Origin of the sequence: Actinoplanes sp. NPDC026619, from assembly GCF_040638295.1 — a bacterium.
In the GTDB taxonomy this organism is placed as follows: Bacteria; Actinomycetota; Actinomycetes; order Mycobacteriales; family Micromonosporaceae; genus Actinoplanes.
In genome coordinates this window covers 145,926-170,633 of record NZ_JBEZYA010000003.1, presented here as the reverse complement: position 1 = coordinate 170,633, position 24,708 = coordinate 145,926, and the positions used below count along the sequence as shown (strand labels likewise).

General features: G+C 69.7%; 19 protein-coding genes and 2 pseudogenes. 11 read left to right on the top strand and 10 right to left on the bottom strand.

Annotation, left to right across the window (positions count from 1 at the left end; genetic code table 11):
* Nucleotides 1-37: 37 nt before the first annotated feature.
* The 6 genes from nrfD to AB0E90_RS09180 all read right to left on the bottom strand — a co-directional run bounded on the left by nrfD (nt 38) and on the right by AB0E90_RS09180 (nt 11,025).
* Nucleotides 38-1,051, bottom strand: a complete 1,014-nt coding sequence (gene nrfD / locus AB0E90_RS09205; RefSeq protein ID WP_360401821.1) for an NrfD/PsrC family molybdoenzyme membrane anchor subunit — start codon at nt 1,049-1,051, stop codon at nt 38-40.
* Nucleotides 1,048-2,052 (bottom strand): 4Fe-4S dicluster domain-containing protein, encoded by a 1,005-nt coding sequence (locus AB0E90_RS09200; RefSeq protein ID WP_360401818.1) that lies wholly within the window; start codon nt 2,050-2,052, stop codon nt 1,048-1,050. The genes nrfD and AB0E90_RS09200 overlap by 4 nt, the downstream gene beginning before the upstream one ends.
* Nucleotides 2,039-5,269, bottom strand: coding sequence for a formate dehydrogenase (fdh, locus tag AB0E90_RS09195; RefSeq protein ID WP_360401815.1), 3,231 nt, complete (start codon nt 5,267-5,269; stop codon nt 2,039-2,041). Before fdh ends, AB0E90_RS09200 begins: the two co-directional genes overlap by 14 nt.
* A 9-nt stretch (nt 5,270-5,278) precedes the next feature.
* On the bottom strand, nt 5,279-9,883 hold the full coding sequence (locus AB0E90_RS09190) for a caspase family protein (protein WP_360401812.1): 4,605 nt from the start codon (nt 9,881-9,883) through the stop codon (nt 5,279-5,281).
* A 2-nt stretch (nt 9,884-9,885) separates the two neighbouring features.
* A complete protein-coding gene (locus AB0E90_RS09185) occupies nt 9,886-10,164 on the bottom strand; it encodes a hypothetical protein (RefSeq protein WP_360401809.1) in 279 nt (92 codons plus the stop codon).
* Nucleotides 10,165-10,233: 69 nt separating this feature from the next.
* A complete protein-coding gene (locus tag AB0E90_RS09180) occupies nt 10,234-11,025 on the bottom strand; it encodes an SDR family NAD(P)-dependent oxidoreductase (RefSeq protein WP_360401806.1) in 792 nt (263 codons plus the stop codon).
* 78 nt (nt 11,026-11,103) lie between these two features.
* On the opposite strand from AB0E90_RS09180, the gene AB0E90_RS09175 reads away from it, so the two are divergent.
* The 9 genes and pseudogenes from AB0E90_RS09175 (at nt 11,104) to AB0E90_RS09135 (ending at nt 17,948) form a co-directional block, all read left to right on the top strand.
* The gene (locus tag AB0E90_RS09175) at nt 11,104-11,469 is read left to right on the top strand and encodes a helix-turn-helix domain-containing protein (protein WP_360401803.1); all 366 of its coding nucleotides are present in this window, start codon (nt 11,104-11,106) and stop codon (nt 11,467-11,469) included.
* A gap of 71 nt (nt 11,470-11,540) precedes the next feature.
* Nucleotides 11,541-12,044, top strand: a complete 504-nt coding sequence (locus AB0E90_RS09170; RefSeq protein ID WP_360401800.1) for a hypothetical protein — start codon at nt 11,541-11,543, stop codon at nt 12,042-12,044.
* Nucleotides 12,045-12,091: 47 nt separating this feature from the next.
* Nucleotides 12,092-13,378, top strand: a complete 1,287-nt coding sequence (selA, locus tag AB0E90_RS09165; protein ID WP_360401797.1) for an L-seryl-tRNA(Sec) selenium transferase — start codon at nt 12,092-12,094, stop codon at nt 13,376-13,378.
* Between the two features lie 2 nt (nt 13,379-13,380).
* Nucleotides 13,381-15,117 carry a selenocysteine-specific translation elongation factor gene (gene selB, locus AB0E90_RS09160; protein WP_360401794.1) on the top strand — a complete coding sequence of 579 codons (1,737 nt, stop codon included), beginning with the start codon at nt 13,381-13,383 and terminating at the stop codon, nt 15,115-15,117.
* A gap of 42 nt (nt 15,118-15,159) precedes the next feature.
* The gene (locus AB0E90_RS09155) at nt 15,160-15,387 is read left to right on the top strand and encodes an alkaline phosphatase family protein (RefSeq protein WP_360401791.1); all 228 of its coding nucleotides are present in this window, start codon (nt 15,160-15,162) and stop codon (nt 15,385-15,387) included.
* A pseudogene (locus AB0E90_RS09150) lies at nt 15,348-15,500 on the top strand (hypothetical protein); the annotation flags it as partial. The gene AB0E90_RS09155 and the pseudogene AB0E90_RS09150, both read left to right, overlap by 40 nt.
* Nucleotides 15,501-15,535: 35 nt before the next feature.
* Nucleotides 15,536-16,210, top strand: coding sequence for an alkaline phosphatase family protein (locus AB0E90_RS09145; protein WP_360401788.1), 675 nt, complete (start codon nt 15,536-15,538; stop codon nt 16,208-16,210).
* 132 nt (nt 16,211-16,342) lie between these two features.
* On the top strand, nt 16,343-16,678 hold the full coding sequence (locus AB0E90_RS09140; protein WP_360401785.1) for a phospholipase domain-containing protein: 336 nt from the start codon (nt 16,343-16,345) through the stop codon (nt 16,676-16,678).
* 133 nt (nt 16,679-16,811) lie between these two features.
* Nucleotides 16,812-17,948: a Fic family protein gene (locus AB0E90_RS09135; RefSeq protein WP_360401782.1), complete on the top strand. Its 1,137-nt coding sequence runs from the start codon at nt 16,812-16,814 to the stop codon at nt 17,946-17,948.
* Here AB0E90_RS09135 and AB0E90_RS09130 read toward each other — a convergent pair.
* Nucleotides 17,945-18,703 carry an SDR family oxidoreductase gene (locus tag AB0E90_RS09130; protein WP_360401779.1) on the bottom strand — a complete coding sequence of 253 codons (759 nt, stop codon included), beginning with the start codon at nt 18,701-18,703 and terminating at the stop codon, nt 17,945-17,947. The genes AB0E90_RS09135 and AB0E90_RS09130 overlap by 4 nt on opposite strands.
* Nucleotides 18,704-18,762: 59 nt before the next feature.
* On the opposite strand from AB0E90_RS09130, the gene AB0E90_RS09125 reads away from it, so the two are divergent.
* Nucleotides 18,763-19,659 carry a sigma-70 family RNA polymerase sigma factor gene (locus AB0E90_RS09125; RefSeq protein WP_360401776.1) on the top strand — a complete coding sequence of 299 codons (897 nt, stop codon included), beginning with the start codon at nt 18,763-18,765 and terminating at the stop codon, nt 19,657-19,659.
* Nucleotides 19,660-20,141: 482 nt separating this feature from the next.
* On the opposite strand, the pseudogene AB0E90_RS09120 reads toward AB0E90_RS09125, so the two are convergent.
* Together AB0E90_RS09120 and AB0E90_RS09115 are read right to left on the bottom strand one after the other, a co-directional pair.
* Nucleotides 20,142-20,624, bottom strand: a pseudogene (locus AB0E90_RS09120) (polysaccharide deacetylase family protein); the annotation flags it as partial.
* 287 nt (nt 20,625-20,911) lie between these two features.
* On the bottom strand, nt 20,912-22,255 hold the full coding sequence (locus AB0E90_RS09115; RefSeq protein ID WP_360401773.1) for a ferredoxin reductase family protein: 1,344 nt from the start codon (nt 22,253-22,255) through the stop codon (nt 20,912-20,914).
* Between the two features lie 340 nt (nt 22,256-22,595).
* On the opposite strand from AB0E90_RS09115, the gene AB0E90_RS09110 reads away from it, so the two are divergent.
* Complete coding sequence (locus AB0E90_RS09110; protein ID WP_360401770.1) at nt 22,596-24,011, top strand: D-alanyl-D-alanine carboxypeptidase; 1,416 nt, start codon at nt 22,596-22,598, stop codon at nt 24,009-24,011.
* A 9-nt stretch (nt 24,012-24,020) separates the two neighbouring features.
* Here the strand turns inward: AB0E90_RS09110 and AB0E90_RS09105 are convergent, their stop codons facing one another.
* A complete protein-coding gene (locus tag AB0E90_RS09105; protein ID WP_360401767.1) occupies nt 24,021-24,668 on the bottom strand; it encodes an alpha/beta family hydrolase in 648 nt (215 codons plus the stop codon).
* Nucleotides 24,669-24,708: the final 40 nt, after the last annotated feature.

Genomic DNA, 24,708 nt, shown 5'->3' with positions numbered 1-24,708 from the left:
AGGCCCCCAAGTGACGGTCAGGCCTCAGCTTGCGCCGTCACTCACCGGTGTCAATCGAGTTACGGACGGTCGGAATCCCGTCAGATTCACCGGTCGATATGTCTGGCTGATCCAGAAGCGCTCGGCGGGCCAGGCGCTCCCGCTGGGGGAGCACGGTGTATTTCGGGTCGCGCGCCGACGCCATGCCGCCCTCGAAGATGCCGAACCGGGTGACCGCCGACGCGGCCAGAAGCGACAGGCCGGACAGCGCGGACACGACCCGGTTTCCGCGGCCCAGCACCGCGCCGGCCACGCCCGCGGCGGTCAGCGCGCGGCCGGCACGGAGCAGGCGGCCCGCGCGGCCGGTCGCGTACGGCTCGCTGAGCAGGCCTTTCGTCGTCTCGATCCGGTGTGCGCCGTAGAGTTCGACGGCCGCGCCGAGCACCGCCATCCGCCGGGCCGGCGGGGACGGATCGGCGATCAGCCCGACTCCGGCGCCGCTGGCCAGCGCGCTGCCGGCAAAGACAAACGGCAGTTCGGGGTACGCCGCATGCCAGCTCGGCGTCGCCGTGTTCGCCAGAAGCACACCGGTGTACGTCGCGAGAGCCGGCGCCACGACCGCAGCGCCGATCCCGGCCGCCGCGCCGAGCGGTGGCAGCACCCGCCGCACGAACCCCGGCGGCAGCAGCGGCGCGGCCTCGGCGATCGCGGCGGCGCCGGCGGCCGCGCTGAAGGCGGAGAAGATCCAGGTGCCGACCGACATCGGTGACGTCGGCTTCGCGACACGCAGCATGTTGAGAAAACGTTCCGGCCGGCCGAGGTCGGCGACCAGGAAGTAGCCGCTCGCGGCGACCGCGCCGATCGCGGTGACCCGCCCGGCCCGCCGCATCCCGGGCCGCCGGGTCAGCTGCCCGCCCGCGGCGAGCAGCGCCGACCCGGCCGCGAGCCCGCCGGTGAACAGGTAGGCGGCGATGTCGTGCGTCCAGGGGGCCGGCTTGACGATCGGCCGCCCGTAGTAGGAGCGGAAATCCGCCCGGGGCACCATCGGCCGGTCGCCGCCACGAGGGCTCACGGCCGCCGCCCCAGGAAGGAGACGGCAACCGACGCCGCCATCACGAGCGCCGCCAGTCCGGCCCGTTTCCACATGTCCGGCAGATCCTTCGTGGTCACCACCGGGTCCGGTGGCAGCCCGTACACCTCGGGCTCGTCGAGAAGCAGGAAGAACGCGCCGTCGCCGCCGACCCCGTCGTCCTCGGAGTGGCCGTAGAGCCGGGCCGACGACTCGCCCTGCGCCTGCAACGACTCGACCCGGGCGGCCGCGCGGGTGCGGAGCTCGTCGAGCTCGCCGTACTGGATCGACTGGGTCGGGCACGCCTGCGCGCAGGCCGGGGTCAGGCCGTCGCCGATGCGGTCGTAGCAGAGCGTGCACTTCCAGGCGCGGCCGTCTTCCTCGCGCCGGTCGATCACGCCGTAGGGGCAGGCCGGGATGCAGTAGCCGCAGCCGTTGCAGATGTCCTCCTGCACCACCACGGTGCCGAACTCCGACCGGAACAGCGCCCCGGTCGGGCACACGTCGAGGCAGCCGGCGTGGGTGCAGTGCTTGCACACGTTCGACATCATCAGCCAGCGGAAATCGGTGCGCGGCGCATCGGCAGTGCGACCGGGCAGGTCACTCTGCGGCATGCCGAGGAACTGCGGCCCGGCGGTTCCGGCGGCGGCCAGGGCGTCGATCGCGGGCGGGATGCCCGGGGCGGTGCCGGTCTGCGGCTGGGTGGTCGACGCGACCATCGCGGTCTGAGCGGCGGAGGAACCGGCGGCGGAGGAACCGGGCTGCTCGATGAAGGCGACGTGCCGCCACGAGTTCGCGGTCAGGCCGCCGGTGTTGTCGTAGGACTGGCCGAGCAGGTTGAAGCCGTCCTCCGGGATCGCGTTCCACTCCTTGCAGGCGACCTCGCACGCCTTGCACCCGATGCACACCGACGTGTCGGTGAAGAAACCCATCCGCGGTGGCGCGTCGGGGTAACCCGCGTCCGGCGCCGGGTCGAGCGGCCCGTACAGGCTATTGCTGCCCATCAGCGTCCTTCCCGGGGAGGAGTCCGGCCCGGCGTTGATATTCCGCCACGTACGCAAGCAGGGGTTTGCCGGTCGGCCGCCGGCCGGGCTGGATGTCGCACGTGCCCACCTTGCTCTCCTGGATGAGCACGTTCGGATCGAGGGTGATGCCGATCAGGTCGTTCGCCGAGTCGCCGGTGACCAGGCCTTCCGAGCCCCAGTGGTAGGGCAGCCAGATCTGGTGGATGATGCGGCCCTCCAGGCGCAGCGGCGTCAGGCGCTCGGTGACCAGCACTTTAGCCTCGATGGCCGCGCGGGCGGTGACGATGTGCGCCCACCCCAGGTGTTCCAGACCGCGTTCCGCGGCCAGCGCGGGGGAGACCTCGACGAACATCTCCGGCTGCAATTCCGAGAGGTACGCGAGTTGCCGGCTCATGCCACCCGCGGTGTGGTGCTCGGTGAGGCGGCTGGTCGAGAAGACGTACGGGAAGACCTCGCTGTGTTTCTGCGGTGGGCTGGGGTTGGTCAGGTTGTCGGTGCGGTCGTAGACCTTGCGGGTCGGGTTGGCCTGCTGGCCGTAGAGCGGGTTGCGGACGATCGACTCGGCCGGCTCGTAGTGCGTCGGCATCGGCCCGTCGATCAGCCCGGACGGCACGAAGAGCCAGCCCTTCCCGTCGCCCTGCATGATGAACGCGTCGTCGCCGGAGATCGCGTCGACGCCGCTCGCCCCCTCCGGCGGCCGATAGGACGGCGGCTTCTTTTTCTCGAAGTCGGGCACGTCCGCGCCGGTCCACTCGCCCTTGCCGGCGTCCCACCACACGTAGGCCTTGCGCTCGGACCACGGATTGCCGTCCGGGTCGGCGGAGGCGCGGTTGTAGAGGGTGCGCCGGTTCGCCGGCCACGCCCAGCCCCACTCGGGCGCCACCCAGTTCTGCTCGTTGCCCGGCTTGCGGCGGGCGGCCTGGTTGACGCCGTCGGCGAAAACGCCGGTGTAGATCCAGCAGCCGCCGGACGTGGTGCCGTCCGCCTTCATCTCGTTGAACGAGCTCAGCGGCTTGCCGGTGGTCAGGTCGAAACCGTTGATCTCCTGCAGGACCGCCTCGCCGCTGGGCTCGTAACCCCCGTACTCCCAAGTCAGGTTTTTGATCGGTTGGTCCCGTTTCAAAATGGACGAGGCGAGGCGGGCTCGGATGCGTTTGCCCAGGTGGTAGAAGAACCACAGGTCGCTGCGGGCGTCGCCGGGCGGCTCGACCGCCTTCTCGCGCCACTGCAGCAGCCGCTGGGTCTGGGTGAACGTGCCCTCCTTCTCGGCGTGCGACGCGGCCGGGAACAGGAACACCTCGGTGCGGCAGGTCTCCGGGGTGATCTCCCCGGTCGCCACCTCGGGGCCGTTCTTCCAGAACGTCGCGCTCTCGATCATGTAGAGGTCGCGGACCACCAGCCAGTCGAGGTTGGCCATGCCGAGCCGCTGGGCCCGGCCGTGCGCCGACCCCACCGCCGGGTTCTGGCCGAGCAGGAAATACCCCTTGATCTTCCCGTCGATCATGTCGAGCGCCTGCCGGTACGTGCCGTGGTCGCCGGTCAGCCGCGGCAGCCAGTCGTACCCCCAGTGGTTCTCCGCGGTCGCGCCCTCGCCGAAATAGGCCTTGAGCAGCGACACCGCGTACGCCTCGGCGTTCGCCCAGAAACCCTTCTGCCCCGGATGCCGGATGTCGTCGATCCACTGATCGAACGTCTCGTGCTTCTCGTGGTGCGGCATCGGAAGGTAACCCGGCAGCAGGTTGAACAGCGTCGGGATGTCGGTCGAGCCCTGGATGCTGGCGTGCCCGCGCAGCGCGAGCACCCCGCCGCCGGGCCGGCCCATGTTGCCCAGCAGCAGCTGGATGATCGCGCCGGTGCGGATGTATTGCACGCCCACGCTGTGCTGCGTCCACCCCACCGAATAGACCAGCGCGGTCGTCCGCTCGCGCCCCGAGTTCGCGGTCCACGCTTCGCAAACTTCCAGGAACTTGTCGGCCGGTACGCCGCAGAGCTGCTCGACGACCTCCGGCGTGTAACGGCGGTAGTGCCGTTTGAGGATCTGGTAGACGCAGCGCGGGTCCTGCAGCGTCGGGTCGCGCCGCACGTCGGCGGGCAGCGGCGCGCCGTGCGACTCGTGCTGCTGGGCCGACGCGGTCTCCCGGTCGGTGTGCGAGTCGCCGTGCCCCCGGCCGTGCTCCTCGTGCCCCGCGTACATCCAGCTCGACTCGTCGTACGCCTTCGTCTCGTCGTTGAATCCGGAGAACAGCCCGTCCAGGTCCTCGGTGTCCTGGAAGTCGTCGCTGACGATCGAGGACGCGTTGGTGTACGCCAGCACGTACTCCCGGAAGTCCTTCTCGTTGCTGAGGATGTAGTTGACGATCCCGCCCAGGAACGCGATGTCAGCGCCCGCCCGCACCGGCACATAGGTGTGTGCCAGCGCGCTGGTGCGGGTGAACCGTGGATCGACGTGAATCACCTTCGCGCCGCGGTTCTTCGCCTCCACCACCCACTGGAAGCCCACCGGGTGCGCTTCGGCCATGTTGGAGCCCTGGATGATGATGCAGTCCGCGTTGACCAGGTCCTGAAGGAAGCTGGTGGCCCCGCCACGGCCGAAAGAGGTTCCCAGACCGGGAACGGTGGCGGAGTGTCAAATACGCGCCTGGTTCTCGATCTGGATCGCGCCCAGCGCCGTGAACAGCTTCTTGATCAGATAGTTTTCTTCGTTGTCGAGCGTCGCCCCGCCCAGGCTGGAAATGCCCAGCGTGCGATTCAGCGGCCGGCCGTCGTCGTCGGCGTCTTCCCAGGTCTGCTCGCGCGCTTTGAGCACCCGGTCGGCGACCATGTCCATCGCCGTCTCGAGGTCGAGCTTCTCCCAGTCGGCGCCGAACGGCTTGCGGTAGAGCACGTGCTGCTGCCGCCGCGGCGAGGTGACCAGGCTGAGGCTGGCCGAGCCCTTGGGGCACAGGCGGCCGCGCGAGATCGGGCTGTCCGGGTCGCCCTCGATCTGGACGACCTTCTCGTCCTTGACGAAGATGCGCTGCCCGCAGCCGACCGCACAGTAGGGGCAGATCGACTTGGCGACCCGGTCGGCGGTCTCGGTGCGCGCGGTGAGCGCCTTGGACCGGTCGGACTGCGCCGCCGCGCCACGGCCGAGCGGGTCGGTCCCGGTCAGCTGCCGATAGACCGGCCAGCCTTCGATCCAGGTCCGGACGCCCACGGTTCGACCTTAGTCCCTCCCGGGCGAGGAATCATGCTCCAGCCACTTCATCTCCGGCATCTGGGCCATGACCTCGGCCTTCGCGGCGAGGCTGCTCGGGTCGTTCGCGAACGGGCGTGCCATCGCCTCGAGCTCGGCCTTGCTGGTGCCGCCTGGCAGCATCTGCAGGCAGCCGGCGATGACCAGGTGATCGAAGTGAACGCGGCCTGGCACGAGACGCGCCAGTTCGAAGAGCACCGAGGTGTCCCTGCCGAGTGACGCCAGAAGAGGGCCGGCGGAGGTGGCAAGCTCGGCCATGGGTCGCCCGGTGACCGCTGACGCCCGCATGCCGAGCAGCGCCCATTTCGCCGCGTCCATCACGATTTCAGTGGATGCCTCGAACATCTGGTACAGGCCTTGGATCGGGGCCATGCCCGCAAGGTCGGGCGCCAGCGTGTCGGGCAGTTGCCAGCTGCGGGCGACGTTCCGGTACGGAAGCAGCGCCTCGAGAGCCTCGCCGTAGGTGAGTTCGCACCGATCAGCGCAGATCACCAACGAGGCAACATTGATGTCCCAGAAAGTGAATTCCCGGGAAAATGCTTTGGCCTGACGTTGCAGCAGTATCGGATCGCCGAAGTTCAGTTCGCCGAGGTGTCGAAGCCTCCCTTCAGTCAACGATGAGTTGGCGACGTCGATAATGGCGTCCGCCAGTCTTTCCCAACCCACCGTTCTGCCGAGGTCGACGACGGCCGGCAAATGATTCAGATACTCCAGCGGGTTCGTCATTGCGGAAGCGCCTTTGCCGAACCAGAGGAATTGATGCTCGGTGGCAATTTTCTCGAGCATGCCGGCATCTGGTGGGATTGGCGCCTGGTACCCTGCTCGCACCAGCGCTTCGGTTACGTCGGACGCCGGAACCCGTGATTCGACGGCCGCGGCCAGAACGGATATATACGGTACCGAATCCGCATAGAACGGTGCGATACCGTCGTTATCGGTGGACGCGGCTATCAATGCTGCACCGCTGAGCCCGTCTCTGGCAAAATCGACTGTGGTCTTGACGTGTTTTGAAGCTGATTCGTTGCCCGATATTGTCCTGCAGACAGCTTCCCAAGTGTCCTTATGGATTCCTTGAAAATCGTCGTACCATCGATCTCGAGCAAAGTTGTCGGAAGTATATGCGAGGCGCTTCCGCACGGCGCTGATCCTCTCCGCGGGGACGTGCGGAACGAGGTCGCCAATGGGAGTGGCGGCATGCGCGGTCGCAACCGCTTCGCTCGCCAGGAGTTTCTCATTGAGGAAGAGGAGCCGGGAAGCGTGACTGGTCGCGCCCAAGACGGCAATCTGGCTGAGCGGGGAATCCCTGAGAACCGACCAACGTTTCCCGGTCCGGCTTGCCGACCACCGGGTGGCCTCGCTGCGCAGGAAGACAGATGTGGGGCGTTCGAGAAAGGCGGCAGCCCAGACGTATGCGACGGCAGAGCCCAGGATCACGCCGTGCGCCTCGGCAAAATTCATGATCGACCGCAATGGCCAGTCCTGGCGGAAAAGCGTATTTACGGCATCTGCGGCGCGGTATCTGATTCCCATCTTCTCGAATTCAGATAACGAGGGTGTAGCGCTCTGCATGAGGGCCAAAAGATGGTTGTCAAATTTAGGAAACCCGGCCAGTGCGGTGAGCGGATCGGCACCTTGAAAGAGTTGCGATATGCGTGCCTGTCCCAGCGTCGAGGTTGTTCCATGGTATTTGATGAGGGTGGGGTCGCCCGCATAGATTCCGTGAACAGCAGGCTCGATCATCAACGTCTTAGGGGGTTGGTCCTGGCCGTCCTGATCGTCGCGATAAGCGTTGATCCGTAGCGCCGTGTTCTTGAATTTTGCGTAGATGAGGTCCGCGGCGCGAATGTCATTGTAGTAGAAATCGATCAGCCAATTGACGTCCAGCGCAAACGATTGATCCGCGCCCTGCGCGGCCGCTCGCAGCCTTTCGGAGAGCGCGTGCCGATCGATGGAGAGCAAGGATCGGCGGTCGATGCTCAAGTCCGGATTGGCCCAGCCTCCGACGGATATCGTGCAGCCGAGAAGGGTGATCGGGTCCCGGCCTTCGGTCGGAATGCCATTTATCAGGATCTCGCCCACGCCATGGTGGAGGTAAACTCCGAGCTCGGGCGCCGGCAGGAGCACCTCCGCTTCTTTCCCGTCGGAGTGGTAAAGGGTCCCCGGGCTCCATCGGGTTTTGCCGTAGCGCACCTCGACGGTTGGGCACCTGATGATCCGGGCCAGCACCGCGTCCAGATCGATGTTCTCCTTGTCGGGGCGTAGATAGAGGCGCACCGCGGTGCCGCCGCCGATCGGGTCGGGAAGTGCCGAATCGATGATCCGGAACAGCGAATGCCCGCCATTGATCTCCACCCTGAGGGGCTTCTTGACGGTCAGCATCCGGTCGACCCGGGCGGTGCGGACCTCGATCTGGTCGGCGAGCATGAAGTAGCTCAGGACCCCGATCCCGAACTGCGAGATCGGCTCGAACGGGGCGATGCCGCGTTGTTTCCAGTCGGCGACCTCCTCGACGTACTCCGGAAGATCCCGGAATCTGCGGCCCACCTTGGCGAAGGCTTCCCGGAGCTCGTGCGTGGACATCCCGATGCCGTTGTCGCGGCACTCGATGTACTCCCGGCCGCCGTCCCGGCCGCGATGGAACGTCACCAGGGGCTTCCAGTTGTCGTCGTAATGCGGGCCGCCGATCGTGCGAGCCCGGATGTCCCGGTACCGGCAGGCGTCGACCGCGTTCTGGAAGAGTTCCCGGATGGCCAGCGCGCTGTCGTGGTAAAGGTTCGTGCCCATCAGCAGGGATTGCGTCTCGGCTGCGGAGACCTCGAACATCACGTGCGGCAGCCGGAATGTGTGCGGCTCGGGAACGAGCCTGCTCGCCGCCACGGCCAGCGGGATCGTGGTCCCGTGCAGGGAGCCGCCCACCTGCTGGCGGTGGCGCAGGAGATCCTGGTTGATCTCCTCGATGATGCTTCTCAATCCGAAGTCGAGCGCTGCGCTCCGGTTCCAGAAGTCGAGATCGAGAAGGCTGTCGACCCGCTTCCATCTCGCGTGCTGGAGCAGGTCGAGCGACTCGGCGATCGGCGTCTTCCCGGCGTCCGCCGTCTTCTCCGCCAGCAGGTGCATCCCGGTCTGCAGCGGGAACAATCTGGTGTCGAACGAGAGCAGCCACGTCATCCGGACCAGCGCGGCGATGCGGTAACCGTGCACGATGTTGCCGTCGGCCTCGTCGACCTCCTTGACGTCCTCCCACGACGTGCCGGTGTCGAATGCGAGCCGGATGCAACTGAACGCGTAGTCGACGGCGCGCTTGAACTCGGGGACGCCGGCGTCCGGCATGAACGGCTGGAACGTCTCGCTCAGCTTTGCCTTCAGCGCTCCGAAACGGCCGAGGACCGTCTCGCGGGTCGCCGCCAGGTGGGCTATCCACTGTCGGAGGCTCGCGGCCTCCGGACCGTCGGACTCGGCCAGCCGGCGTAGCGACGGGTCGGAGGCGAGCAGGATGTCGACCGACTGGCAGCTGCAGCCCTCGCCGAGAATCTCGTACTCCGCCGTGCGGAAGGCGGATTCGACCGCGACCACTATGCCGACGAGCAGCATGCGCTCGAAGTCGGAGTCGCCGAGGCCGGGAACCGTGATCAGTAAGGCTTTGGTCAGGCGGCTGGGCAGGTTGGGTTCGGTCCACTCGCTGCGGGCGTCCATCCGGGCGTCGGCGATCCCCGCTCGCGACGCCTCGTCCTCGAGCCGGTCGGCCCGGGCCAGCAGTTCCGTGAAGTGCCGCTGGTCGATGACCGACTCGCCGGTGTACGGGGAGATCAGGTCGGGGAACAACGACCGGAGCAGGCGGCTCCACTTCTCCGGGGTGGCCGAGGTGACGCTCGCCTGGAAGAGCGGGAACGGCGCCCGGTCCTCGTCGATCGACGACACGACGTCGATCTGCTGTGCCGCGATGCCTTCGAGCTGGCATATCTCGTCGAGGCGCTTCTGTATCCGGAGCCGGGCGCGGTCGAGGCGTACCTCCGCGTTGAGGGTGGGCACCACGCCGGCCACCGCCCGGGTGAACACGCTGGCCGGGCCGCCGGAGTTCCCGATGCCGGCGGTGCCGAACTTCTCGGTGGCGAAGATCTGGGAGACGGTCGCCGGGACCTCAGCGGGGCGGGCGTGGGGAACGTAGTCGCCGTTGCGGCACGCGTCCACGACGAAGGTGACCGATCGTGCCGGGCAGAGGGCGAGCTCGGCCTCGAAGCGCACCGGGACCAGGTAGCTGCCCGGGTCGGGCAGGTACGGGTTCGCGTCCGACGGCACGAGGTAGCTGATGTCGCCGTACTGCTTGCCGTGGCCGCTGAAATAGACGATGAGGTCGTCGTCGGCCGAGGCGGTGGTGAGGAACTGGGCGACGGCGACCTTGATGGCGGAGGACGTGACCATCTCGTTCTCGCCGCCGCCGACGACCTTGTCCACGACCACGTTGATCTGGACCAGCACGGCGCGCATCAGGTCGAGGTCGGCGGCCACGGCCTCACCGATGGAGTCGCTGTAGCCGCCGGTGTAGCGCTGGACGCCGACGAGGAGCGCCTTACGCACGGTCAGTCCACTCGCTTGAACAGGACCTTGATACCCCCGGTCAAGCCGACGGTCGCGCCGCCGAGCAGTTTGATCGACCCTTCACCGGTCACTTCCACGGTCAGCTCGACCTCGTCCATGCGCCACCGCTTGACGGTGCCGTCGGCCGGCTCCGGGTCGTCGGGCAACAGCTGTCGCAGCTCGGTCAACGCCTCGCTGACCTTGTCCGCATTGACCTTCACGGTCTTGAGGGGGCGATCCAGCAGGCCCTTGGCGTTCTCGTCGACCACCCATGCATCCATGCTGGGCACGATAACGGGCTGTGGTTCGCGGGCCTCGGGACGCGAACTGTCGCCTTTCCGACTGGGTGATCAGTCGCGGGCCGCATCGCGGAGAAGCTGCTGTGTGGACGACGCGAGCCGGTGCGCATCGCCGCCGTCGAGGGTCGGCAGGGTCAGCGGCAGCTCGCGGTCCCGGTCCACGGCCGTGAGCGGGGCCGGCGGCGGATTGTCGATCCACGTTTCGACCGGCCGGATCGACTCTTCGACCGACCGTGCTTTCACCTTGGCGGCGATCTTGATGGCAGCGCGCAATGGCGCCGGCAAGGTCGACATGTCGCCGCTGCGGGTGAAGCCCGGGTGATACAGCACGTAGCGGGCCTTGCCGCCGGACTGCGCCACACCGAGCAGGTCGTTGAGGCGGCCGGCCTGCAACTGGGCCCGGATCATGCCGTAGCCGCTGGTCAGCTGCAGGTCGTCCCAGGCGATCGTGCCCTTGGTGACGCCCACACCGGCGACGTTGACGATCAGGCCGGCGCTGTCCCGGTAGGCCTGGCCCAGCAGGTAGCGGCTCAGGTAGTAGAGCGCGAACGTCCGCTCCAGGCCCTGCCGGTTCTCCTCCCGCCGTGGCCCCTGCCGGTTGGCGAAGAGCGCGAGCGCGTCGATCTGCGGCCAGGATTCCTTCAACCGGGACACGACCCGCCGCGTGTCCTCGACGTCGCTGAGGTCGACCTGCAGGAAGTGACCGATTCCGGCCAGCCGCCGGCCCTTCTCCGCGGAACTGCCCAGGGCGACGACGGTGTCGCCCTGTGCCGCCCGGGCGCGGGCCAGCGCCAGGCCCATTCCGTCGGTGCCGCCGCTGATTACCACCGTGCGTACGCTCATGGATCAGATCGTCGATGACATGGCGAGCAGCGGAAAGAAGGCAGTTCGATGTCCGGTGCGAACACAGGTGTGCCCTCCATGCTCGCCACCCGGCTGCCCACCCCGATCCCGGCCGCCGAGCATGAGACCTGCCCGCTCACCGACGTGCTGCGCCGGGTCGGTGACAAGTGGTCGGTGCTGGTGCTGACGCTGCTGGGCCAGCGGCCGTACCGCTACAACGAACTGCACCGCTCCATCGAGGGCGTCAGCCAGCGGATGCTCACTCGCACACTGCGCTCGCTCGAAACCGACGGCTTGATTTCCCGTACGGTGCATCCGACGGTGCCGCCGAGCGTCGAATACCGCCTCACGGCTCTGGGCGCGAGCCTGCTGGCGCCGCTCTCGGCACTGGCCGACTGGGCGGTCCGTCACCAGCCCGAGATCGCCCGCAACCGGGCCGGGTAGCGGCCGCCCCCCACGGAGTCTCAGGAACCTTTAAGGTATGCCGTCCACGACTCATCGAACGGGGAAAATTCGTGTCCGACGGTGCCTTCTACGGCTACATCGCTCTGCTCTTCGTCAGCGCCATCGCCCTGGCCGTGCTCGCTCTGGCCGGCTTCGGCCAGGGCAAGGGCGCGCGCATCTTCCAGGGCATCGCGGCGGCCCTGTTCCTGGGCTACTCGGTCTACCTCCTGCTGTTCTTCTCCGGCGGCGAGGTGCGGATCTTCTTCTACGCGTTCGTGGTCCCGGTCCTCGCGGTGATCCAGGCGGTCAAGAGCTTCAAGGCCCGCCAGGAGGCCACCGCAGCCCAGCCCGCCGCCTACTCGCAGCCGGCCGCGCAGCCCGCTTACGACCAGCCCGGAGCGCCGCCCGCGTACGGCCAGCCAGGAGCGCAGCCCGCGTACGGCCAGCCGGGCGCGCAGCCCGCGTACGGCCAGCCAGGCGCGCAGCCTGCTTACGGCCAGCCCGGAGCGCCGGTCGCCTACGGCCAGTCCGGAGCGCCGGCGGCTCAGCCGGGTGCCGTTCCGCCCCAGCAGTAACTCGGGTCGCGGCTGTGCGGTGCGCCGCCGGGGGATAGGTTCGGCCTGTGGATCCTCGGCGGCGGGTGCCGCGCACCGATGTCGTCCTCGCCGACCCCCGGCTGCGTGATGCGGCCGGGCGGCTCGGGCGGGCGGCCGTCAAGGCTGCCGTCGCCGCCGCTCAGCAGCTCGTCCGGGACGGGGCGCTGGCTCCGGAGACGGTGGCCGACGCGGCCGTGGCCGCCCTCCCGGGGACGGCCGGCGGGCTTCGGCCGGTGCTCAACGCGACCGGCGTCGTGCTGCACACCAACCTGGGGCGGGCGCCGCTCTCGGCCGCCGCCCGTGAAGCGATCGTCGCGGCCGCCGGGAACACCGACGTCGAGATGGACCTGGCCACCGGGCGGCGGGCCAAGCGTGGCCGCACTGCGCTCGCGGCCCTGCGCGAGGCCGTGCCGGACGCCGGTGACGTGCACGTCGTCAACAACGGGGCGGCGGCGCTCGTCCTTGCCGCCACCGTTCTCGCCGCGGGCAAGGAGATCATCGTCAGCCGGGGCGAGATGGTGGAGATCGGTGACGGTTTTCGGCTGCCGGAGCTGCTGGAATCCACCGGCGCCCGGCTGCGTGAGGTCGGGACCACCAATCGCACCTCCCTGAAGGACTACGAGAGAGCCGTAAACGCGGACACGGGCTTCGTGCTCAAGGTTCATCCGTCGAACTTTTCGATCACCGGCTTCACCAGCGAGGCCACGATCAAGCAGCTGTCGGCGCTGGACGTTCCGGTGGTCGCGGACATCGGCTCCGGGCTGCTCGAACCGGAACCACTGCTGCCCGGCGAACCGGACGCGGCCACCACCCTCCGCGACGGCGCCGACCTGGTCATCGCCAGTGGCGACAAACTGCTCGGCGGCCCCCAGGCCGGCCTGATCCTCGGCGACGCCGCCCTCGTCGAACGGCTCCGCCGCAGCCCCCTGGCCCGCGCATTACGCGTCGACAAGCTGACCCTTGCCGCGCTGCAGGCCACGATCTCCGGCCCGGAAACTCCGGTGCGAGAAGCGTTGCACCTGGACCCGGAGGTGCTTCATAGGAGAACGCTGGGGGTTCTTCAGCAGCTCGAGGAAAAGGGAATCCCGGTCACGATGGTCGAATCGGTCGCGGTCGTCGGCGGTGGGGGAGCGCCGGACGTCGAGCTGCCGTCGTGGTCACTCGCGCTGCCGGAGGCGTACGCGATGGGTCTGCGCACCGCCGCGACGCCGGTGGTGGGCCGCCTGGCCGCCGGTCGTCTCCTGCTTGATCTGCGTTGCGTCCCGGAGCGGTGCGACGGAGATCTGGTCGCGGCCGTCCTGGCGGTGGCCTGACCATGCACGTCGTGGCGACCGCCGGCCACGTGGACCACGGCAAGTCCACCCTGGTCCGCGCCCTGACCGGGATGGAACCGGACCGCTGGGCCGAGGAACGCCGCCGCGGCATGACCATCGACCTGGGCTTCGCCTGGACCACGCTGCCGTCCGGGGCGACGGTGGCGTTCGTCGACGTGCCCGGCCACGAGCGGTTCGTGCCGAACATGCTGGCCGGCGTCGGCCCGGTCCCGGCCGCGATGATCGTGGTGGGCGCCGACGAGGGCTGGATGCCGCAGTCCGCCGAGCATCTCACGGCTCTGGACGCGCTCGGCGTCCGCCACGGCCTGCTGGTCGTGACCCGTTCCGACCTGGCGGATCCACAACCGGCCCTGGCTCAGGCCCAGGACCGGATCGCGGCCACCAGCCTGGGTCAGGTCGGCGCGGTGGCGGTGTCCGGCGCGACCGGCGAGGGATTGGACGACCTGCGTGCGGCCCTCGACCGCCTGCTGGCCGGGCTCCCGGCCCCCGAGCCGGACGGTCCGGTGCGACTGTGGATCGACCGTGTCTTCACGATCAAGGGGGCCGGCACGGTCGTCACCGGGACCCTCGGCGGGGGGAAGATCGCGGTGGGTGACGAGCTCACGTTCGGCGATGAGACGGCGACGGTGAAAGGTCTGCAGACGCTGGGCGTCCCGGTGAAGGACGTGACCGCGGTGGCTCGGGTGGCGGTGAACCTGCGCGGCGTACCCAAGCAGCAGTTGTCCCGGGGTGATGCTCTTTTGACTCCCGGCCGTTTCCGGGACACCGGCCTGATCGACGTGCGGCTGCACGGCGACCCGGTCAAGGACCTGCCGCCGACCGTGACGCTGCACATCGGCGCGGCCGCCGTCCCGTGCCGGGTGCGGCCGCTCGGCCCGGACACGTGCCGTCTGAGGTTGTCCCGTCCGCTGCCGCTCCGCGTCGGTGACCGGGCGCTGCTGCGCGATCCCGGCCGGCGCCACGTGTCCGGCGGCATCACGGTCCTGGACGTCCAGCCGCCGGGCCTGACCCGCCGGGGCGCCGCCGCGGCCCGCGCCGCCGACCTGACCAGTATGGACGGCACGCCGTCGCCGGCCGGCGAGCTGCGCCGCCGCCTGTTGATCCGTGCCCCGGATCTGGCCGCGATGGGCGTGCCGGCTATCGACGAGCCCGTGGCCGGCGACTGGCACGCCGACCCCGCGCACTGGGCTGCCCTGGCCGAAGCCCTGGTCACCGAGGTCACCGCCTACCGGGCGGCGCACCCCCTCGAGCCCGGCGCGCCGGTCGAGGCCGTCCGCCACCTTCTCGGCCTGCCCGACCGCGCCCTGGTCGAGGCGCTGGTCAAGCCGCCGCTGCGGATTCGTAACGGACGCATCGAGACCGGCGCCACCGGCGTCCCGGCCGACCTGATCGCGGCCGTGGACAAGGCGTTCGCCGGCCGCCCGCCGTTCGCGGCGCCCGACGCCTACGACCTCGCCGGCCTCGGCCTGGGCGTCCGGCAGCAGGCGGCGGCGGTCCGGGCCGGCCTGCTGCTGCAACTGGCCCCGAACGTGGTGCTGCGGGCCGGCGCGTTCGACGAGGCGGCCGGGCTTTTGCGGGAGATTGCCCAGCCGTTCACGATCAGCGAAGCGCGCCAGGCGCTCGATACGAGCCGCCGGGTCGCCGTACCCCTGCTGGAGCTTTTCGATCGCCGGGGCGTGACCAAGCGTCTACCGGACGACCGTCGCATGTTCTCCTGACCGCAGCCCGACGTTGGTGACCGGGGATCGAGACTGACCGGCATGGATCGGATCAATCGTCGTGGATTCCCGGCCCTCGCCGGTGGCGCGACCGCCATGGCCACCCTGTCGCCGAGCATCGCCCGTGCCGCGGCGATCCCCGCCGACCGGCGCACCGGCAGCATCGCTGACATCGAGCACATCGTGGTCCTCATGCAGGAGAACCGCTCGTTCGACCATTATTCGGCGCGCTGCGCGGCGTCCGCGGCTTCGGTGACCGCACGCCGGTGACCCTGCCGGACGGCACGTCGGTGTGGAATCAGGACGGGGTGCTGCCGTTCCATCCGGACGCCGGCGACCTGGGCATGCAGTTCATCCAGGACCTGCCGCACGGCTGGAACGACGGGCACGACGCGTTCAACGGCGGCCGTTACGACCGGTGGGTGCCGGCCAAATCGGCGACGCGTTGCTCTACTTCGACAACTACCGCAATGCCGCGCCCGGCTCACCGCTCTATCAGAAGGCCCGCACCGGCACGAACCTCAAGGCGGGCGATGACATGTTCGCTCCGCTGCGCGCCGACGTGCTGACCGGCAAGCTCCCCCAGGTGTCCTGGATCGTAGCGCCCGAGGCGTACATCGAGCACCCGATTTGGCCCGCCAACTACGGCGCCTGGTACATCGCGCAGGTGCTCGACGCGCTGACCGCCGACCCCACGGTCTGGTCAAGGACGGCACTGCTGATCACGTACGACGAGAACGACGGCTTCTTCGACCATGTCGTCCCGGCCTACCCGTCCGCCGGCAAGTCGACCGTGGACCTCCGGGACGAGTTCCTCCCCGCGTCCAACGGCCACGTGCCCGGCCCGTACGGCCTCGGTCAGCGCGTGCCGATGCTGGTCGTCTCGCCCTGGAGCACCGGGGGTTTCGTCTGCTCGGAGACACACATCGATCGTCCGCTTCATCGAGAAGCGCTTCGGCGTGCACGAGCCCAACATCTCACCCTGGCGCCGGGCCGTCAGCGGCGACCTGACGGCCGCGTTCGACTTCGGCAGGACCCACCCGGCTGCGCCGAAACTGCCGGACACCTCGGCGTACGCCCCGGCCGACCGTGACCGCCACCCCGACTACGTCCCGGCGCCCCCGGCGTCGCCCGCGCTCCCGCAGCCGGAGCGCGGGGTGCGCCCGGCCCGCCGCTGCGCTACGACCTGGCCGCCGACGCCCGGTTCGCCGGCGGCGAGCTGCGCGTGACGTTCGCCAGCCGGGGCGGCGCGGGCGCCGTCTTCCACGCCACCGAGGCCGGCGGCGAGCCACGCACCTACACGGCCGCGTCCCGCACCCACCTGACCGTCATCTGGCCGGACACCGCCGACGTGACGGTGCACGGCCCCGACGGCTTCCTGCGCCGCTTCCGAGCCTCCGGCGTGGAGACGACGATCCGCGAGGCGCGCCTGACCCTGGCCAATCCGTCCTCGAAGGCGGTCCGGGTGGTGCTGACCGACGCCTACCTCGGCGAACACACCGTGATCCGCCTCAACCCGGGCCAGAGCCAGGTCCGCCACCTCCCGCACCGCCACCACTGATACGACGTGACCGTGACGAGCGACCTGAACCCGCAGTACGTCCGCCACCTGGTCGGCCACATCGAAACCGGCGAACCCGGCCTCAGCCAGCCGTGACTGTGCGCCTATGCTACTGGAGCTGCAGCATAGGCGAATGCTCTATCGAATGCCCGAGCTGGACGCCGAGGACCTTCGGGTTCTCGGCGAGCTGGACGCCATGCGCTCCGATCTGCGTCTTCAGTTGCGCAGCAAGCCGCACTGGGAGGGCCAGCTTCGCCGTGACCTCTTGGCTGCGGCGATCCAGGGGTCGAACACGATCGAGCACATCATCATCAGCAGCTCCGACGCACGTGCTCTCGTCGAGCATGCGCCCATGTCCGCGAGCGCGGGTGAAGAGACGCAGCAGGCGGTCGCGGGTTATCGCGACGCGATGATCTATGTGCAGCAGACGCCGCTGATGGACTTCTTCGATCATTCGGAGACGTTGCTCTCCACGCTGCACTTCATGATCACTAAATACCAGCCGCGCAAATGGCCGGGCCGGTACCGCGCCGGCGGCATCTATGTGACGAGTTCTGACCAACGCGATCCCGTCTACACCGGCCCCGACGCCGACCAGGTCCCCGGCCTGATGGGCGAACTGGTCGAGTGGCTTCGCCACGGAGACCTCGATGCCCACCCATATGTGCGGGCGGCGATGGCTCACCTGAATCTGGTCAGCATCCATCCGTGGCGCGACGGCAACGGGCGCACCGCCCGGGCGGTACACACCCTGGTCCTGGCGAGGACCGGCGAGCTGGCGCCCGAGTTCTCCTCGATCGAGGAATGGCTGGGCGAGCAGATCAACACGTTCCAGTACTACGCCGTGCTGCGTTCCGTTCAACAGGGATCCTTCGAACCTGGTCGGGATGCCCGTGCCTGGCTGCGGTTCGTCCTCACCTCCCACCACCGCCAGGCTCAGCGTGTGAAGAAGCGCTTCGAGTGGACCGTGCGGCTGTGGAACGACCTGGCCGAGCTGGCCACCGGCCTCGGCTTGCCCGACCGGGTCGTCTCCGCGCTCTACGCCGCCGCGCTCGGCGAGGTGCGCCGAGCCACGTACCAGCAGGACGAGGGGCTCAGCCGGGACCAGGCCATCCGCGACATCCAGGCCCTGACCCGGGCCGGCCTGCTGAAAGCGCAGGGCAACGCGACCACTCGCGTCTACCTGCTCGCCGGCGTCGCCGAGGACATCGAGGAGGCCGCCACCAACGCGGTGCGCAGCCCGGGCCGTGATCCCTACTCCTCGAACTAGGCCGTTACGCCGAACTGCGCGACGAGGAAGTCCTCCCAGGTCACCCGCCCGAGGTCGGCGCCGTTCAGGGGCAGGTTGGCGCCGGCCCGCACCGCTCGGTAGGCGCCGCCCGCGCCGCGCAGCGGGACGATCGCCCGGTGCCGGCCGGTCGCTCGCAGGTAGAGGCGGAACAGGTCGGTCATGGCGTACGGCTGGGGGCCGGCCAGATCGGTCACCAGGCCGGCCGGGTCGCCCAGCGTCAGTTGCACCAGCCTGGTCGCGACCTCGGCCGTCTCGACCGGCTGGAACCGGACGCCGGCGAAAGCCGGCATCACCGGCAGCTTCGCGGCGCCCTGCGCGACCTTCAGGGTCAGATCGTGGAACTGGGTGGCCCGCAACGTCGTCCACGGAAGTCCAGAACTCTCGATGACGAGTTCTGCTTCGCGCTTCTCCGCGAAGTAGCCGAATCCGCCGCGGTCCATAGAACTCTTGACCGGGATGCGTTCGCAGCCGACGACTGAGATGTAGATGAGGTGCGGCCGGCCGGCGTTCTTCGCCGCCCGGACGAGGGTGCGGGCCTTGCCGCCGTCGCCCTTCTGGCTGCCGGCGAGATGTAGAACTATGTCCGCGCCGTCCAGAGCGGCGTCGACGCCCTCGCCGGTGGACAGGTCCGCGCCGTACTGGCGGCTGAGGATCCGCACTTCGTGGCCGCCCTGCTGGAGCAGGGGGACGACGTGCTTGCCGAGTGTGCCGGTGCCGCCGGTCACCAGGATCATGGAGCTCTCCCATCATGTCGTTACCGGGGATGACACGCGCCGGCCGGAGAATGTGACGGATGCACACGCTGACCGAGGAGTTCGAGGCGGAGCGGCCGCGGCTGCGCGCGGTGGCGTACCGGATGCTCGGGTCTCTCGCCGAGGCTGACGACGCCGTCCAGGAGGCCTGGCTGCGCGCCGATCAGGCCGGCGTCGGCGGGGTGCGCAACGTGCCGGGCTGGCTCACCACGATCGTCGGCCGGGTCTGCCTCAACCTGTTGCGTGCCCGGCAGTCCCGTCCCGAGCTCGCCCTGTCCGAGCCGGCCCTGTCCGAGCTTCGCCTGCCCGACCCGGTGGTGAGTCCCGCCGCCGGCCCCGACCCCGAGCAGCAGGCGCTGCTCGCCGACGCGGTCGGCTTCGCCTTGCTGGTCGTGCTCGGCTCGCTGACCCCCGACGAGCGCCTGGCGTTCGTGCTGCACGACATGTTCGCGGTGCCGTTCGACGACGTCGCGGCTCTGCTGGAACGCACACCGGCCGCCGCGCGGCAACTGGCCAGCCGGGGCCGCCGCCGGGTGCGGGACGAGGCGCCCGTCCCGGAGCCCGACCTGGTCCGGCAGCGCGCGGCCGTCGACGCGTTCTTCGCCGCGGCCCGTGACGGCGACTTCGACGCCCTCCTCGCGGTGCTGCACCCGGAGGTGGTGCTGCGCGCCGACGGCGGGCCCGGCCGGCCGCACTTCACCGTGCTGCTGCGCGGCGCCCGCGACGTGGCCGGCCAGGCGACCGGTTACCGCAGCCTTGCCGGTTTCGTCATGCCCGTGCTGGTCAACGGTGCGGCCGGGATCGTCGTGCGGGCCGGTGACCGGACCCTCGCCGTCATGGCGTTCACAGTGCGCGACGGCCGGATCGCCACCATCGACGTGCTCAACGACCCGCAGCGGCTGCCGAATCTGCCGATCGGAACGGCGGAGAGGGGGTAGGCCGCGTGGCCCCGCGGCGGTGGGTCCTCACCGAGGATGCGGCGGCGACCCGCGGCCGAGATGATCCCGATTTCCTTGAAATCGGGTCTCAGGCCCGGATAAGGGCCCGATTCCAAGGAAATCGGGGTCTCGGATCGGCCAGGACGCCGATGGGAGGCGCTAGCCGACGCCGGGGTCGTGACGGGTCGCTGCTCCGCCGCCAGGGTGATCCGTCGGTGCGGATGACACGGCCCGCCCGGGTGATCCGGCGCGGATGACACGACCGGGGCGCTGCCGAGGGACGCGTCCGGCACGTAATCCTCCAGCAGGGCCGGTGTTAGACCGGCCCGGTGGATGGCTTTCAGCGCGGCCAGGAAATCCTTCACGAAGGCCGGCCGGAAATGCATCAGGATGATGTCGCCGGGCTGGACGACCTTGCCTTCCTGATAGCGAACCTTGCCTTTGTCGACGGTCTCCTTCCACATGAAGGCCGCCGTCATCCCGCATTCCTTGGCGACCCGCAGCGTCGTCGAGTCCTTGTCCCCGAACGGTGGGCGGAACAGCACCGGCCGGCGTCCGTACCACTGGCCGAGGCGGTCGGCGCCGTCGCAGATCTGGTGCTTCTGAAAGACGTACGACCGGCCGGCCAGCTCCGGGTGTGAAACCGTGTGTGCCTCGATCACGGCGCCATAACCGCGCAGCCGATCGAAGAACGCCGGATCGTCCGCAATGGCGTCCGTGGTCAGGAACAGCGTGACCGGGATGTGCGCCGCGGCGAACAGTTTCTCCGCCTCCGGGTTCTTCAGATAGCCGTCGTCGATCGTCAGGAACGCCACCGGCTGGGTCACCGGCACCCGGGACAGGAACGGCACCTGATCGCCCGGCGGCAGGACGATCGGCTCCGGCGCGGGCGGCGGCAGGAACTGCGGCACGTCGCTGAGCTTCCACCCGACCGGGGCGGGCAGCGCCGACGTCGTGACCGGCATGCCGGACGTGACGCCCACCGGCCCGCCAGGAGTGGCGGTGTCGAGCGTCGGCCCCACATAGGACGGCGCCGGCAGCACGGCGGGCGGCGAGGCGGAAGCGCTGCGCCCGGCGGCCGGCCGCAAGGCCCGGCCCGCGCTCCAGCCGCCGGCGGCCGGCAGCACCACCAGCGCCGCGCAGACGACACCGAGCACGAGCCGGCGCCGCGACACCTTGATCACCCGCGGCACCCTACTCGCCCGGGGCAAACCCCCAGCTGGACGAGCAGGCAGCCACCATCGGGGGCGAGTCAGCTCGCCAGGCGGAACGTCTCCGCGTGCTGCTGCCGGGCCGGCACCTTCAGTTCGCGCAGGCTCTGCAGCACCGCGTCGGTCATCCGGGCCGGGCCGCAGACGAACACGTCCCGCTCGGCGATGTCCGGCACCCGCTGCAGCAGGCTCGGCGGGCTGAACGGCTCGTTGCCCTCGGTGGTCCGGCCGGTCAGCAGCTCCAGCCGGGCGCCGCGGATGGACGCGATGTTGGTCATCTCGCCCAGCAGCACCGCCTCGGCCCGGTCGCGCACCCGGTACAGCACCACGATGTCGCCGGTCAGCTGTTCGTCCTCCAGCAGGGACCGGATCGGCGTCACCCCGATGCCGCCGGCGATCAGCAGCGTCTTCGAGGTCACGCGCTGACCGGCGGTGAACGCGCCGTACGGGCCTTCGGCGAACACCCGCGTGCCGATCGGCAGGTCGCGCAACCCGGCGCTGGTCGTGCCGATGCCCTTCGCCGTGAGGCGCAGCGATCGGCCGTCCGGCGCTGCGGAGAGTGAGAACGGGTTGACCTGCCACCACCGGTTGTGACCGAGGAACCGCCACAGGAAGAACTGGCCGGCCCGGGCGTCGAGCCGGCCGAGGTCGCGCCCGGTGAGGTAGACCGAGACCACGTCGTCGGCCTCGGGCACGACCGCGGCGACTTTTAGCTGGTGGCGGGCGTTGCGGACGAGCGGCACGAAGAAGCGGCCGACCAGCAGCGCGCCGAGGGCGAACGCCCAGAGGCCCCACCAGTACACCTGGGTGAGGGCGTTGGACTTGAACGCGGAGCCCTCGTAGACCTGGTGGACGATGCCGAGCGTGACGATCGCGTAGACCAGCAGGTGCACGGTGTGCCACAGCTCGTAGGAGACGCGCCGCCGGGCCAGGCGCACGGATAGCGCGGCCACCACGACCAGGAGCCCGGCGGCGATCATGCCGAGCAGCACCGGCATCTGCTTGGCCAGGTTGGGGATCTCGCCGAAGAACGAGATCTTGTCGAGCTTCGCGTAGCCCAGCATCACGAACGTCGGATGCAGCAGGACCAGCCAGAACAGGGTGAAGCCGGTCCAGCGGTGCCAGGTGGTCAGCTTGTCCATGCCGATGCGCCGGTCGAGGAACGGCAGACGGGCCACGAGCAGCAGTTGCAGGGCCATCACGAACGCGAGGTGCAGGCCGAAGAAGCGCCCGATCGAGGTCAGCGTGTTATGAGCGGGCGTCGCCGGGGTGGCGAACATCAGCTCGACGATCACCAGGTTGGCACCCAAAAATATCCAAAGAGCCAGGTGGGCGTTGCGCGCAGTAGTAGCGGGGTGGATTTGTGGCGGAGTAACGGCGATCATCCGAGTCTCCTGTTGCTGGCGTTGCCGGCGTGTACCACAGGTAGCGGACGTAGGTTCAGCGGTCAATCGGACGGCTGACAAGAGTATTGGCGCGGTCCGGGAATACTGGTCAGGCGCCCGGGCTGGTCCGGGCCGGGTGAGGAGCGGGTTGATGACGGGGCCGGGCAACGAGACCACGCCGGAAGACAGTGGCGGTGGCCAGGCTTCGCTGCCCGCGAAAGGCTCCGCGCGGGTCACTCCGGCGAGCACGCCGCCGGCGCCGAGACAACCCCCAGGGCAGGTGTACGGCAGTCAGCCGGCCCCCGCGAGCCCGCCCGCCGCGCGCCCCGGGGAAGCCACGGTGAAACTGCCGCCGTCCGGGCCGGCGCCGCGGACGGAGCTGATGCCGCGGGTCGCGCCGGAGCCGCGGACCGAGCTGATGCCGCGGGTCGGGCCGGTGCAGTCGGTGGGGCAGGTGCCGCAGGCGGCCGGGCGGGCCTCGGTCGGTGCGCCGGTCCAGGGGCCGCCGCCGGCCGCGCCGGGCGGGCCGGCCGTCAGGGAGCCGCGCCGGCGGAAGCGGCTTCTTCTGGCGGTGCTGCTTCCGGTCGTACTCCTGCTGGCTCTTGGTGGTGGGGGTGTTGCCGCTCAGCTGCACCGGGCGCTCCCGGCCGCCGCCCTCACCACCGACATCGCGGCCGGGCTGAAGATCCCGGGGGCGCTGCCGAACATCCCGTGGCCGTCGAAGGGGTCGGCGGAGCTGCTCATCGAGGGGATGGGGCGGCTCGGCGGGTCGGGGGACAACGACGCCGAGCCGATCGGCAGCGTCGCCAAGGTGATGACCGCCTACCTGATCCTGAAGAACCATCCGCTCAGCGGCGACGAGGACGGGCCGACCATCACGGTGACCAGCGCGGACGTGGCCGATTACCAGGCCCGGATCCCGCTGGGGCAGTCGCTCGTGCCGGTGACCGCGGGGGAGCGGATGACCGAGCGGGACGCCCTCGAGGCGCTGATGCTGCCGTCGGCCAACAACGTCGCGCACATGCTCGGCGTCTGGGACGCCGGGTCGCAGGACGCGTTCCTGGAGAAGATGAACGACGCGGCCGAGGAACTCGGCATGACCGGCACGCATTACACCGATCCGTCCGGTTATCTGCCCACCACCGTGAGCACCGCCGCCGACCAGGTCGCGCTCGCCCGCGCGGCGCTCAAGGACGAGGTGTTCGCCGACATCGTGGCGTTGCCGAGCGCGGACATCCCGGTCGCCGGCAAGATCAAGAACTACAACGATCTGCTGGGTGAACAGGGCGTCTTCGGCATCAAGACCGGCTCCACCGGGGAGGCCGGCGGCAACCTGGTCTTCGCCGCGCACCTCTCGGTCGGCGGCAAGACACTGACGGTCATCGGCGCGGTCTTCAACCAGCCCGGCGCGCACACCCCGGAGCAGCTCGCGAACGTCAACGCCGCCGTTCGCAAACTGCTCAAATCCGTCCGGAACATCGTCAAGGAATACACCCTGCTGGCTGACAAAACGGTCGGCAAGGTCAAAACGGCCTGGGGCTCGGTGGTCACGGTCAGCCCGGCGATCCCGCTCAAGGTCATCGGCTGGCCGGGCCTCACGATCAAGGTCACCACCACCACCGCGGCGCCGGGCTCCGGGGTCACCTCCGGCCAGGTGGTCGGTGCGGTTCAGGCTTCGGGTGTACGGGTGGATCTGGCGACAGACGCAGCCACGACCGAGCCCACGTTCTGGTGGAAGGTCAAGCGCCGCCCGTAAGGCCGGTCATCAGCGCAGGTGCGTGGCGAACCACGTGCCCGCCTCCTCGGCGACGGTGTCGAGCGTGCCGGCCTCCTCGAACAGGTGCGACGCGCCCGGCACGATGCGCAGCTGCGCATCCGCCGTCATGGCGTCGCGGGCCTGCTCGTTGAGCTCGGCCACCGGGAAGTCCCGTTCGCCGACGATGAGCAGCGTGGGCGCCTTCACCTCGACGAGCGCGGGGCCGGCCAGGTCGGGCCGGCCGCCCCGGGAGACCACGGCGTGCACCTCGTCGGGCCGGGCCGCCGCGGCGACCAGCGCGGCCGCCGCGCCGGTGCTGGCGCCGAAGAGCCCGACCGGCAGGCTGCGCGTCTGCGGCTGGACGGCGAGCCAGTCGACCAGGCCGATCAGCCGCTCGGCGAGCAGCCCGATGTCGAACCGCAGGTGGCTGGTGTGCACGTCATCGACCTCCTCCTCGTGGGTGAGCAGGTCGACCAGCAGGGTGCCGAGGCCGCGCCGGTTCAGCTCGGCGGCCACGCGCCGGTTGCGCGGGCTGTGCCGGGTGCTGCCGCTGCCGTGCGCGAAGGCCACCACGCCGTGGGCGTTGCGGGGCAGGTGGAGGTCGCCCTCGAGCTCGGTGCCCGCGACCGGGAACCGGGTCGTCGTAGCCGTCACCATGAGTTACGCCTACCCCCGTGAGCTGGCCCTATACGTCCGA

What these genes read in the sequence shown, in the direction of transcription:
- AB0E90_RS09155 (WP_360401791.1), top strand. Translation starts at nt 15,160, where the DNA reads ATGGATCGGATCAATCGTCGTGGATTCCCGGCCCTCGCCGGTGGCGCG.
- AB0E90_RS09180 (WP_360401806.1), bottom strand. Translation starts at nt 11,025, where the DNA reads ATGAGCGTACGCACGGTGGTAATCAGCGGCGGCACCGACGGAATGGGC.
- AB0E90_RS09115 (WP_360401773.1), bottom strand. Translation starts at nt 22,255, where the DNA reads ATGATCGCCGTTACTCCGCCACAAATCCACCCCGCTACTACTGCGCGC.
- AB0E90_RS09175 (WP_360401803.1), top strand. Translation starts at nt 11,104, where the DNA reads ATGCTCGCCACCCGGCTGCCCACCCCGATCCCGGCCGCCGAGCATGAG.
- AB0E90_RS09105 (WP_360401767.1), bottom strand. Translation starts at nt 24,668, where the DNA reads ATGGTGACGGCTACGACGACCCGGTTCCCGGTCGCGGGCACCGAGCTC.
- AB0E90_RS09185 (WP_360401809.1), bottom strand. Translation starts at nt 10,164, where the DNA reads ATGGATGCATGGGTGGTCGACGAGAACGCCAAGGGCCTGCTGGATCGC.
- selB (WP_360401794.1), top strand. Translation starts at nt 13,381, where the DNA reads ATGCACGTCGTGGCGACCGCCGGCCACGTGGACCACGGCAAGTCCACC.
- AB0E90_RS09130 (WP_360401779.1), bottom strand. Translation starts at nt 18,703, where the DNA reads ATGATCCTGGTGACCGGCGGCACCGGCACACTCGGCAAGCACGTCGTC.
- AB0E90_RS09125 (WP_360401776.1), top strand. Translation starts at nt 18,763, where the DNA reads ATGCACACGCTGACCGAGGAGTTCGAGGCGGAGCGGCCGCGGCTGCGC.
- AB0E90_RS09200 (WP_360401818.1), bottom strand. Translation starts at nt 2,052, where the DNA reads ATGGGCAGCAATAGCCTGTACGGGCCGCTCGACCCGGCGCCGGACGCG.
- AB0E90_RS09135 (WP_360401782.1), top strand. Translation starts at nt 16,812, where the DNA reads ATGCTCTATCGAATGCCCGAGCTGGACGCCGAGGACCTTCGGGTTCTC.